The organism is Pseudomonas umsongensis (assembly GCF_002236105.1).
In the GTDB taxonomy this organism is placed as follows: domain Bacteria; phylum Pseudomonadota; class Gammaproteobacteria; order Pseudomonadales; family Pseudomonadaceae; genus Aquipseudomonas; species Aquipseudomonas umsongensis.
The window spans coordinates 419404-431147 of record NZ_NIWU01000003.1 but is presented as its reverse complement, the minus strand read 5'-3'; the positions used below and the strand labels follow the sequence as shown (position 1 = coordinate 431147).

At 61.2% G+C, this 11744-nt stretch carries 12 protein-coding genes; 8 read left to right on the top strand and 4 right to left on the bottom strand.

Going from position 1 to position 11744, the window contains the following annotated elements; translation table 11 throughout:
- Nucleotides 1-27 precede the first annotated feature (27 nt).
- Both PSUM_RS18620 and PSUM_RS18615 read left to right on the top strand, forming a co-directional pair.
- Complete coding sequence (locus PSUM_RS18620; protein WP_083350197.1) at nt 28-1023, top strand: hydrolase; 996 nt, start codon at nt 28-30, stop codon at nt 1021-1023.
- A gap of 3 nt (nt 1024-1026) precedes the next feature.
- Entirely contained in the window at nt 1027-1854 is an 828-nt protein-coding gene (locus PSUM_RS18615; protein ID WP_083349860.1) for an AraC family transcriptional regulator, read from the top strand.
- Between the two features lie 75 nt (nt 1855-1929).
- Here PSUM_RS18615 and PSUM_RS18610 read toward each other — a convergent pair whose 3' ends face one another.
- Nucleotides 1930-2784 carry a sulfurtransferase gene (locus PSUM_RS18610; protein ID WP_020797352.1) on the bottom strand — a complete coding sequence of 285 codons (855 nt, stop codon included), beginning with the start codon at nt 2782-2784 and terminating at the stop codon, nt 1930-1932.
- A 48-nt stretch (nt 2785-2832) separates the two neighbouring features.
- A complete protein-coding gene (locus PSUM_RS18605) occupies nt 2833-3501 on the bottom strand; it encodes a TetR/AcrR family transcriptional regulator (protein WP_020797351.1) in 669 nt (222 codons plus the stop codon).
- Between the two features lie 146 nt (nt 3502-3647).
- Between PSUM_RS18605 and PSUM_RS18600 the strand changes: the two genes are divergently transcribed.
- The 5 genes from PSUM_RS18600 to PSUM_RS18580 all read left to right on the top strand — a co-directional run bounded on the left by PSUM_RS18600 (nt 3648) and on the right by PSUM_RS18580 (nt 8395).
- Nucleotides 3648-5078 (top strand): coniferyl aldehyde dehydrogenase, encoded by a 1431-nt coding sequence (locus tag PSUM_RS18600; RefSeq protein ID WP_083349861.1) that lies wholly within the window; start codon nt 3648-3650, stop codon nt 5076-5078.
- A gap of 28 nt (nt 5079-5106) precedes the next feature.
- Nucleotides 5107-5652, top strand: coding sequence for a hypothetical protein (locus PSUM_RS18595; RefSeq protein ID WP_020797349.1), 546 nt, complete (start codon nt 5107-5109; stop codon nt 5650-5652).
- 128 nt (nt 5653-5780) lie between these two features.
- Nucleotides 5781-7376, top strand: coding sequence for a GMC family oxidoreductase (locus PSUM_RS18590; RefSeq protein ID WP_083349862.1), 1596 nt, complete (start codon nt 5781-5783; stop codon nt 7374-7376).
- Between the two features lie 115 nt (nt 7377-7491).
- Entirely contained in the window at nt 7492-7971 is a 480-nt protein-coding gene (gene coaD / locus PSUM_RS18585; RefSeq protein WP_008065062.1) for a pantetheine-phosphate adenylyltransferase, read from the top strand.
- A gap of 172 nt (nt 7972-8143) precedes the next feature.
- Nucleotides 8144-8395, top strand: a complete 252-nt coding sequence (locus tag PSUM_RS18580) for a YfhL family 4Fe-4S dicluster ferredoxin (RefSeq protein WP_003195146.1) — start codon at nt 8144-8146, stop codon at nt 8393-8395.
- Between the two features lie 78 nt (nt 8396-8473).
- Here the strand turns inward: PSUM_RS18580 and mutM are convergent, their stop codons facing one another.
- Entirely contained in the window at nt 8474-9286 is an 813-nt protein-coding gene (gene mutM / locus PSUM_RS18575; RefSeq protein WP_020797347.1) for a bifunctional DNA-formamidopyrimidine glycosylase/DNA-(apurinic or apyrimidinic site) lyase, read from the bottom strand.
- A gap of 42 nt (nt 9287-9328) precedes the next feature.
- Nucleotides 9329-10144 carry an HDOD domain-containing protein gene (locus tag PSUM_RS18570; protein ID WP_173667187.1) on the bottom strand — a complete coding sequence of 272 codons (816 nt, stop codon included), beginning with the start codon at nt 10142-10144 and terminating at the stop codon, nt 9329-9331.
- A gap of 231 nt (nt 10145-10375) precedes the next feature.
- Here PSUM_RS18570 and PSUM_RS18565 point away from each other — a divergent pair, with 231 nt between their 5' ends.
- Complete coding sequence (locus PSUM_RS18565; protein ID WP_083349864.1) at nt 10376-11572, top strand: class I SAM-dependent rRNA methyltransferase; 1197 nt, start codon at nt 10376-10378, stop codon at nt 11570-11572.
- Nucleotides 11573-11744 lie beyond the last annotated feature (172 nt).

Genomic DNA, 11744 nt, shown 5'->3' with positions numbered 1-11744 from the left:
AGAACGGATGTGCAACCCCGCCACACGATCACTGAACCGCCCGCCTTCAGACCAGCCTTCGGCCTCGGCAATCCGCACTTGCAGACCTTGTGGGGGCCGCTGTGGCGCAAAACCACCCACCTGCAACGCGAGCGTGAACGCCTGTGGCTCGAGGATGGCGACTTCCTCGACCTTGACTGGCATGGCCCGCACACTGTCGATGCGCCTCTGGTCCTGGTGTTGCACGGACTGACCGGTTCGTCGAATTCACCTTATGTTGCCGGCATACAGAAAGCGCTGGGCGACCAGGGCTGGGCCAGTGTCGCGCTGAACTGGCGCGGCTGCTCCGGCGAACCCAATCTGTTGCCGCGCAGCTATCATTCCGGCGCCAGTGAAGACCTGGCCGAAACCATCAGGCACCTGCGGGCAAAGCGTCCACTCGCACCGTTGTATGCCGTCGGTTATTCCCTGGGCGGCAATGTGCTGCTCAAGCATCTGGGTGAAACCGGCAGTGCCAGCGGCGTGCTCGGCGCGGTGGCGGTGTCGGTGCCGTTTCGCCTGGACCAGTGCGCCGACCGCATCGGCCAGGGTTTCTCAAAGGTCTATCAGGCGCATTTCATGCGCGAGATGCTGGCCTACATCAAGAACAAGCAACGCCAGTTTCAGCATGACGGGCGCGAGGAGGGTCTCGCGGCACTCGCTGCGCTGGGCTCGCTGGAAAACATGCGCACGTTCTGGGATTTCGATGGCCGGGTGACCGCGCCCCTCAATGGTTTCGCGGATGCCCAGGACTACTATCGTCGCGCATCGAGCCGCTACTTCCTCGGCGAAATCTGTACACCCACCCTGATCATTCAGGCTGCCGATGACCCCTTCGTTTTTCCCCACAGCCTGCCGCAGGCTGACGAGTTGTCAGCCTGCACGCAATTCGAATTGCAGGCCCGGGGCGGGCATGTCGGATTTGTCGATGGCACGTTCCGCCAACCAGGGTACTACCTGGAGCGGCGCATTCCGCAGTGGCTGACTACCGTGGGACGCGGCTAGGCCATGGGCAACACCCAGGGCGAGTCCATCCACTTCTGGCAAACGGCGCCGTTGGCCGGGATCGAGCTGTTGTCGGCACGCTACATCGATCACCGTTTCGCCCCCCATGTGCATGATGGCTATGTGATCGGCATGATCATGGCCGGCGCCCAGCGTTACCGCTATCGCGGTGCCGAACACCTGGCAGGCAGTGGCACACTGGTGCTGATCAACCCTGATGAACTGCACACAGGCCACAAGGGTACGGAAGACGGCTGGTTGTACCGGGCGTTTTATCCCGACAGCGAGCAGATTCTTTCACTGTTGGCCGAGCTGGAACTGCCGACCCATCACCTGCCGGCATTCGGCGCCACGCTGTATCGCGACCAGGACCTGGTCAACGGCTTTTGTCAGTTACATCGCTTGCTGGAAAGCCCCGCCACAGCCCTGCAGCAGCAGACTGCCTGGCGGGAGCTGATGCTGTCACTGCTGCAACGCCACGCAGCAGTTCCCGTTGCCGGCAAACCGGGCAAGGAGCACCGGGCAGTGACTTTGGCCAAGGAGCTGCTGCAGGCACAACTGGCGGCGCCGCCTTCGCTGGAAGAACTGGCGGCGACGGTGAACTTGTCGCCTTTCCACTTCGCACGGGTGTTCCGCCGCGCCACCGGCATGCCGCCACACACATGGCTGATGCAGCAACGCATCGCTCGGGCGCGGGCGTTGCTGCAGGGTGGTTGTTTGCCGCTGGACGTCGCGACACAGCTGGGGTTTGCCGACCAGAGTCATCTGAGCCGGCAGTTCAAGCAGGTGTATGGGGTTGGACCTGGAGCGTATCGCAGCGCGCGCCTCTAAAAGATCGCAGCCTGCGGCAGCTCCTACAGTGGCCTACTCAGGTAGGAGCTGCCGCAGGCTGTGATCTTTTGATCTTTACTCGCCGATGGCAACGCCCCGCGCAGGATCATTGATCCACTCACTCCACGACCCAGCATACAACGACCCCAACGGATAACCCGCCAGGCACAGGGCGAACAGGTTATGGCACGCCGTCACACCGGAACCGCAATACGCCACCAGATCGGCCGGCGAGCGCTCGCCGAGTTTTGCGGCAAACCGCTGCTTGAGCTGATCGGCTGGCAGGAAACGCCCGTCGCTGCCCAAGTTGTCGGTGAAGGCCGCACATTGCGCACCAGGAATGTGGCCGGCAATCGGGTCGATCGGTTCAACCTCGCCCTTGAAGCGCGGCAAGGCACGGGCATCGAGCAAGGTCAGCGCGGGTTGGGCCAGGCGCTCCTGCAACTGCTCGGCACTGAGGATCAGCGCGTTGTCCGGCACTCCGGTAAATGTGCCGCGGCTACTCGACGGTGGGTCCAGGCTCAGGGGCAAGCCCGCCGCGTGCCAGGCCTTAAGCCCGCCGTCGAGGATAAACACGCCGTCACGCTTGCCCAACCAGGCCAGCAACCACCAGGCCCGCGCTGCAAAGGCACCCGGACCGTCGTCGTACAAGACCACTTCGCTGTCGGCGTTGATGCCCCACGCCTGCAGGCGTTCGATCAAGTCCGCCGGCTCGGGCAATGGATGGCGCCCGGTCACGCCCTTGACCACTTTGCCACTCAGGTCGCGCTCAAGATCGGCAAAAGACGAGCCGGCGATGTGCCCTTGTGCGTAGCTGCGCTGGCCGTAATCCGGGTCTTCGAGAGCAAAACGACAATCAAGAATCACCAACCCCGGCTGGTCCTTTTTCAGGTCCAGTGCTTGCGGGCTGATCAGTTGCGCAATGGGCATAACGGGCTCCTGTGATGGGCTGTTTTCGATCCTGCAGCATTCGTTATTTCATACTTCTTCCAATGCCTGGGCCAACGGCACGTAAAACTCTTCAAACAGCGCATCGACCGCGTCGCGAGCCTGATCCGTGACGAAACCCGCCTCCAGCACCAATACCTGGTACACGCCGCGCTTGATGGCTTGTTCGCTGAGGTGGCTGGAGTTTTCCCGCGTGGTGCACAAAAAACGCACCCAGGAGGTGAGGATGATCCAGGCATTGATCGTCAGGGACTCGATCTGCACCCGATCCATCTTCAGGATGCCGGCGGCAACAAAACCTTCGTAGATGGCGGCGCCCTGAATCACGCAGCGCTGGGAAAAGCGCCGGTAGCGGGCCGCCAGTTCCGGGTCACTGTCGAGCAAGTGCTCCAGGTCCCGGTGCAGGAACCGGTAGCGCCACATGGCTGACAACAGCTCCTTGAGGTAGAAACGCTTGTCTTCCACCGTGGCGGCGCGCCCCTGTGGCGGACGCAGGAAGCTGTCTACCAGACTCTCATACTCACCGAACAGCACGGCGATGATCGCCTGCTTGTTAGGAAAGTGGTAGTACAGGTTGCCCGGAGAAATCTCCATGTGGGCGGCGATGTGGTTGGTGCTGATGCTGCGCTCGCCCTGCTGGTTGAACAGCTCCAGGCTGTTCTGCACGATGCGCTCGCTGGTTTTTATCCTTGGGGCCATGGCTTGAGCTTAAATTCAGAGTGCGATGAGGGGCATCTTACGGCCTATCCGCGAGCGATAAAACAAAGCGGTGCCGAGGATGGTATTTGACTTTTTAGAGTATAGACTCTAGAAATGCTCTCACTACAACAAATCCGGAGCCGACCATGACTGCTGACATTTCCTACCTGCAAAATCTCCAGCAGCCCCTGCAAGAGCTTCAGACCCTGTTCGACGCACAGCGCGCGGCCTATGCTGCCAACCCGATGCCGCCCGCGGCCCAGCGCCAGCAATGGCTCAAGGCGCTACGTGATTTGCTGGACAACGAACGCCAGGCCTTGATCGATGCGATCAGCCAGGATTTCAGCAACCGCAGTGCCGATGAAACCTTGCTCGCCGAACTGATGCCCAGCCTGCACGGCATTCACCACGCCCGCCGCCACCTCAAGGGCTGGATGCGCGCGTCGCGGCGCAAAGTCGGTATCGCGTTTCAGCCGGCGTCGGCGAAGGTGGTCTACCAGCCACTGGGCGTGGTCGGGGTCATCGTGCCGTGGAACTATCCGTTGTACCTGGCCATCGGGCCTTTGGTCGGCGCGTTATCGGCAGGTAACCGGGTGATGCTCAAACTCAGCGAATCGACCCCGGCCACCGGTTTGCTGATCAAGGCGTTGTTCGCGCGAATCTTCCCCGAAGACCTGGTTTGCGTGGTGCTGGGCGAAGCCGATATCGGCGTGGCGTTTTCACGCCTGCCCTTCGATCACCTGCTGTTCACCGGCGCCACCAGCATTGGCAAACACGTGATGCGCGCGGCGGCGGAAAACCTGACGCCGGTCACCCTGGAACTGGGCGGCAAGTCCCCGGCCATTGTTTCCCATGACGTACCGCTCAAGGATGCCGCTGAACGCATCGCTTTCGGCAAGACCCTCAATGCCGGCCAGACCTGCGTGGCCCCGGATTACGTGCTGGTGCCGGAAGATCGTGTCGGCGCGTTCGTGGAGGCCTATCGACAGGCGGTTCGCGGTTTTTATCCGACCCTCGCCGACAACCCGGACTACACCGCGATCATCAATGACCGACAACTGGCGCGACTCAAGGGCTATGTCAGCGATGCCACCAGCAAGGGTGCTCTGCTGATTCCAGTGTTCGAGCAAGGCCAAGGCCGTCGCATGGCGCATAGCCTGCTGCTTAACGTCAACGACGAGATGACGGTGATGCAGGACGAAATCTTCGGCCCGCTGTTGCCGATCGTTCCCTACAAGCATCTGGACCAGGCCTTCGCCTATATCAACCAGCGGCCTCGCCCACTGGCGCTGTACTACTTTGGCTACGACAAGCGCGAGCAAAACCGTGTGCTCAACGAGACCCACTCCGGAGGCGTCTGCCTCAACGACACCCTGCTGCACGTGGCCCAGGATGACATGCCGTTCGGCGGTATCGGTCCTTCGGGCATGGGCCATTACCACGGGCACGAAGGCTTCCTGACCTTCAGCAAGGCCAAGGGTGTGCTGGTCAAGCAGCGCTTCAACGCGGCGAAGCTGATCTATCCGCCCTATGGCAAAGCCATTCAGAAAATGATCCAGAAGCTGTTTATCCGCTAACGATAGCCACCGCCGGGTAATAACAATAATGCACCCAAGCCTGTCCGAAACACCCGCGCTGTCACGGCGCGGCCTGCTCAAATTCAGCCTCGGCGCCAGCGCCTTTCTTGCCACTGCCGGGTTGGGGGCCAGCCTCAGCGGCTGCTCATCGAGCGCGCCTGCCAGTGGCTTCACGGCACTGCGCAGTAGCGACCTGCTGTTTTTGCGCGCCCTTGTCCCAGTGATGCTCGACGGTGCAGTCACGGCCGCGAACATGCCGGAGGCTGTCGAGGGCACCCTGAAAAGCCTCGATTACAACCTCGACCACCTGTCTCCGGAAATGCTCAAGCTCACTCGACAATTGTTCGATGTGCTGGGCATGGCCGTGACCCGCGGGCCGCTGACCGGGATCTGGGGTAGCTGGGAAAACGCCAGTGCCGAGGATATCCGGCGCTTCCTCGATCGCTGGGAAAACAGCTCGTTGAGCCTGCTGCGCATGGGTCACAGTTCATTGCTGCAACTGGTGATGATGGCCTGGTATGGGCGCAAGGAGTCATGGGCGCATTGCGGGTATCCGGGGCCACCAGCGGTTTGAGACCGCGTCGACGCTTTCGCGAGCAGGCTCGCTCCCACAGAGATCGCGTACCCATGTGGGAGCGAGCCTGCTCGCGAAGGCGCCAGCTGCTTCACCACTTCATCCAACAATAAAAAGAGAACCCGAAGATGCCCGTACCCGACCCGTTCCGCGAAGGCATGGCCCGTGGCTGGAAAACCCATGATGGCTCGCAACTGACCCAGGACCTGACCCTCGAAGCGGATGTGGCGATCATCGGCAGCGGTGCCGGTGGAGGGACCACGGCCGAAATCCTCAGTGCGGCCGGCTACAAAGTGCTGCTGATCGAGGAAGGCCCACTCAAGACCAGCAGCGACTTCAAGTTGCTCGAAGACCAGGCCTACGCCAGCCTCTACCAGGAAGGCATCGGTCGCATGAGCAAGGATGGCGCAATCACCATCCTCCAGGGCCGGGCGGTGGGCGGCACCACGCTGATCAACTGGACCTCCAGCTTCCGCACGCCAGAGCCAACCCTGGAACACTGGGCCAAGGAACACAACGTGAAGGGCCACTCCCCTGCTGAAATGGCGCCCTGGTTCGAAAAAATGGAACAGCGCCTGGGCGTCGCCCCGTGGATGGTCCCGCCCAACGCGAACAACGAAGTGATCCGCAAGGGCTGCGAAAAGCTCGGTTACAACTGGCATGTGATCCCGCGCAATGTGCGCGGCTGCTGGAACCTCGGCTACTGCGGCATGGGCTGCCCGACCAACGCCAAGCAATCGATGATGGTCACGACCATTCCGGCCACCCTGGAAAACGGCGGCGAGCTGCTTTATCTGGCCCGCGCGGAAAAACTCATCATCAGTGGCGAGACCGTCACCGGACTGCACTGCGTGGCGATGGACGAGCGCTGTGTCGAGCCCACCGGACGCAGTATCAGGGTCAAGGCCAAGCATTACGTATTGGCCGGCGGCGGAATCAACAGCCCGGCGCTGCTGCTGCGCTCCGACGCGCCCGACCCGCACAAGCGGCTGGGCACACGCACCTTTCTGCATCTGGTGAACATGTCCGCCGGCTTGTTCGACGAAGTCATCAACCCGTTCTATGGCGCGCCACAGTCGATCTATTCCGACCATTTCCAATGGCAGGATGGCACCAGCGGCAAGATTGGCTACAAACTGGAGGTTCCGCCGCTGCACCCGGCGCTGGCCGCCACCCTGCTGGGTGGCTTCGGCCAGGAAAATGCCCGGCACATGGCTGACCTGCCGCACACTCACGCCATGCTGGCGTTGCTGCGCGACGGATTCCACCCGGACAGTCCCGGTGGCAGCGTACAACTGCGCGGTGACGCTACACCAGTGCTCGACTACCAGGTTTCACCCTACGTCTGGGACGGCTTGCGCCGGGCCTTCCACAGCATGGCCGAGATCCAGTTCGCCGGGGGCGCCAAGGCCGTGATGCCCATGCACGCCGATGCTCGCTACGTTAAAACCTTGGGCGAAGCGCGCACGCTGATCGACGGGCTCAATCTGGCGTTGTATCGCACGCGCTTGGGCAGCGCCCATGTGATGGGCGGATGCAGCATGGGCGAAGACCCGAAAAATGCGGTCACCGATAGCCTTGGCCGGCATCATCAACTGGGTAATTTGTCGATCCATGATGGTTCGCTCTTCCCCACCAGCATTGGCGCAAACCCGCAGTTGTCGGTCTATGGGCTGACGGCGCAACTGGCGACTTCCTTGGCTGAACGTTTAAAAAACCCGTGAAAAAGACGATTATTTCCATCGTCTATAGTGCTTTCTTACCCAACAGGCGACTTGGCCGACCGGTTAGGCTGCGATACCATCCGAATCCCCAACGCACTCCCGCCAGGACGACGCGATGAACCGAGTGTTGTACCCAGGTACCTTCGACCCTATTACCAAGGGCCATGGCGATCTGGTCGAACGCGCCTCGCGCCTGTTCGATCACGTGATCATTGCTGTCGCCGCCAGCCCGAAGAAAAACCCGCTGTTTCCCCTGGAACAGCGTGTGGAGCTGGCCCGCGAAGTCACCAAACATCTGCCGAACGTTGAAGTGGTCGGTTTCTCGACGCTACTGGCGCATTTTGCCAAAGAGACGAACGCCAATGTGTTCCTGCGTGGCTTGCGCGCAGTGTCGGACTTCGAATACGAATTCCAGCTGGCCAACATGAACCGCCAGTTGGCCCCGGATGTGGAAAGCCTGTTCCTTACCCCATCCGAGCGTTATTCGTTCATTTCCTCGACGCTGGTTCGTGAAATCGCAGCCTTGGGCGGTGATATCACCAAGTTCGTACACCCGATAGTGGCGGACGCCCTCACACAGCGCTTCAAGAAATAATCCTGATCCGTAGGAGCCGGCTTGCTGACAACGCGGTGCACCTGATGCACCGCCTTCGCCAGCAAGCCGGCTCCTGCAGTACGTCGTAGTTGCGTGCACCGCAGACGCCAATGCGGCACAATTAGCGCATTGATTTATTGCGCCCGGGCCTGCCGCCCCGGCTGGAGTTAGCATGTCCCTGATCATCACCGACGATTGCATCAACTGCGACGTCTGCGAACCCGAGTGCCCCAACGCCGCCATTTCCCAGGGCGAAGAAATCTATGTGATCGACCCGAACCTGTGCACTCAGTGTGTCGGCCACTACGACGAACCGCAGTGCCAGCAGGTCTGCCCGGTGGATTGCATTCCTCTGGACGAAGCCCATCCAGAGACTGAAGAGCAGTTGATGGAGAAGTACCGCAAGATTACCGGGAAGGCTTGAAAGATCGCAGCCTTCGGCAGCTCCTACAGAGATCGCATTCCCCTGTAGGAGCTGCCGAAGGCTGCGATCTTTTGCTTTTCAGGTCTGACACCGCGGGCAGAACACACTGGCGCGCTGCCCGAGTTTCACTTCCCGCAGGCCCGTGCCACAGACTTTGCAGTGCTCACCGCCGCGACCGTACACGAACAACTCCTGCTGGAAGTAGCCCGGCTGCCCGTCCCCGCCGATAAAGTCGCGCAATGTGGTGCCCCCGCGCTCGATGGCAGCCGCCAGGATGCGCTTGATCTCGATCGCCAGTTTCAAGTACCGCGCCCGGGAAATACTCTTGGCTTCGCGACGTGGGTCGATACCGGCGGCGAACAGCGCTTCGGTCGCATAGATATTGCCAACGCCGACCACCACCGCGTTGTCCATGATGAACGGCTTGACTGCCATCGATCGCCCGCGAGACTGCTGGAACAGTCGCTCGCCATCGAACAGGTCGGTCAACGGTTCCGGCCCAAGACGAATCAACAGCTCATGGTTGAGCGGATCGAGGCTCCACAGCATCGCACCGAACCGTCGCGGGTCGGTGTAGCGCAAGGCCAGGCCCGATTCCAGCTCGATATCCACATGCTCATGCTTGGCCGCCGGCAGGCCGGCTTCGACCAGGCGCAAATTCCCCGACATCCCCAAATGGCTGATCAAGGTACCGACCTCGGCATTGATCAAAAGGTATTTGGCGCGCCGCTCCACCAGTACGATGCGCTGGCCGGACAAGCGCACATCGAGGTCTTCGGGGATTGGCCAGCGCAGACGGCGATCGCGCACGATCACCCGACTGACACGCTGGCCTTCCAGGTGCGGCGCAATCCCGCGGCGGGTGGTTTCGACTTCTGGGAGTTCAGGCATGGTGCTCTCGGATCAGGCGCTCGGTGAGAAGAGGTTCGCCGTTCAGCGGTGAGTGCCGAGGTCGCGAATCGTTTGCTTGAGGGTTTCGAAATCGTAATCCGAGAGGCCCACGTAATCGAGCACCAAATGCCCGATGCTGTTCCACTCGTGGTCTTCGGGCTGGCTGCCCAGCACCCGGTAGGACGCACAAATGTGCTCGGCCATTTTCAGGATCGCCAACAGGTTTTTCAGGGCGCTGTTGCGCGACGACTCATCGCTGAATATCGCCAGGGCATTGTGATGATTGGCGATCGCGGCAGACACGTGATCCGGCAGGCGCCAGGATTTGGCCGTGTAGTACCCGACCACGGCATGGTTGGTGTTGAATGCCTGGTTCTCGGTGTCCACCACCCGGTAATCGGGACCGGCGTTGGCATAGGCCTGTTCCAGCACGCTCATATAGTTGGGGAACCGCTGCAGCATCAACGGCACGCCGCAGTCGTGGAACAGTCCCAGGGCATAGGCTTCATCGCCGGCCTGAGCGCCAATGCGCTTGGCCAGGGTCAGGCAGGTCATCGCCACGTCCTGGGCAGTATCCCAGAACCGGTTCAAGGTAACGATGGTGTCGTCGTTCATCTCGCCCTTGATCGACTGCGCGTTGATCAGGTTGATGATCGAACGGCTGCCCAGCAGATTCACCGCGCGCTGGATCGAGGCGATCTTGTTGCTCAGGCCGTAATACGGCGAGTTGACGATTTTCAGCAGGGAGCCAGAGAGGCCCGGGTCCTGGGAAATCAGCTTCGCGATCACATCCAGATCCGGGTCGGGCATGTACTGCTCCATCTGCAGATCCACCATGATCTGCGGTTGGGCCGGCACACTGATGCCTTGCAAGGATTGCTGGATTTGTTCGGCGGTAAGCTCTTGGGACATAGGTACACACTCTGGGTCAGGCGCGGATTCTAACTTTTCTGGATTGGATCCGACACCTGGGCCAGTGCGCCGATTGCAGTTTCATCTGGTCCAGGCCTGACTCACCGCATGTCCACCCACCGCGCCGTGGGCTTGCGCAACACGGTATACTCCCGCTCTTTTTTCCGGAGCGACGTCATGTCCCTGCCTAGCCTGCGCCTCAAAGCCAACGCCGACCGTCGCCTGCGCAACGGCCACTTGTGGGTCTACAGCAACGAAATCGATGTAGCCGCTACACCTTTGCACGGTTTCAAGGCCGGCGACCAGGCGATCCTCGAAGCCGCTGGCGGCAAGCCACTGGGCATCGTCGCCATGAGCCCGAACAACCTGATCTGTGCGCGCCTGCTGTCGCGCGACATCAAGTTGCCACTCGACAAGTCACTGCTGGTGCATCGCCTGAATGTGGCCCTGTCGCTGCGCGATCGCCTGTTCGACAAGCCGTTCTATCGCCTGGTCTACGGTGATTCCGACCTGCTGCCAGGCCTGGTGGTCGACCGTTTCGGCGACATCCTGGTGGTGCAGATCGCCTCGGCGACCATGGAAGCCCATAAAGACGACGTGATCGCAGCGCTGACCCAAGTGCTCAAGCCAAGCGGCATCCTGTTCAAGAACGACTCCGCCGCCCGTGATGCCGAAGGCCTCAACCGCTATGTCGAAACCGTGTTCGGCCTGGTGCCGGAATGGGTTGCGCTGGAAGAGAACGGGGTGAAATTCGAAGCGCCGGTTATCCAGGGCCAGAAAACCGGTTGGTTCTACGACCACCGCATGAACCGCGCACGCCTGGCGCCATACGCCAAGGGCAAGCGCGTGCTCGACCTGTACAGCTACATTGGCGGCTGGGGCGTTCAAGCGGCTGCATTCGGCGCCAGTGAAGTGTTCTGCATCGACGCCTCGGCCTTCGCCCTCGACGGTGTCGAGCGCAACGCCGCGCTGAATGGCTTCGCCGAGAAAATGACCTGCATCGAAGGCGACGTGTTCGAAGCCCTGAAAGAGCTCAAGGCCAGCGAAGAGCGCTTCGATGTGATCGTGGCCGACCCGCCTGCCTTCATCAAACGCAAGAAAGACATGAAGAACGGCGAAGGCGCCTACCGCCGCCTGAACGAACAAGCCATGCGCCTGCTCACCAAGGACGGCATCCTGTTCAGCGCCTCCTGCTCGATGCACCTGCCGGAAGACGACCTGCAGAACATCCTGCTGACCAGCGCCCGCCACCTGGATCGTAATATCCAGATGCTGGAGCGTGGCGGCCAAGGCCCGGATCATCCGGTGCACCCGGCCATCCCGGAAACCCGCTACATCAAGAGCATCACCTGCCGGTTGCTGCCAAACAGCTAACGCCATCTCCTGTAGGAGCGAGCACGCTCGCGATGGTCGTCAACGATAACGCGGGAAGCCTGGCGCCCCGCGGCGTTCTCGAGCTCATCGCGAGCAGGCTCGCTCCTACAGGTGCAGGACACATCCTGATCCACTGTCGAAACGACAACCGCTCACCCCTCGCCTACCGCTT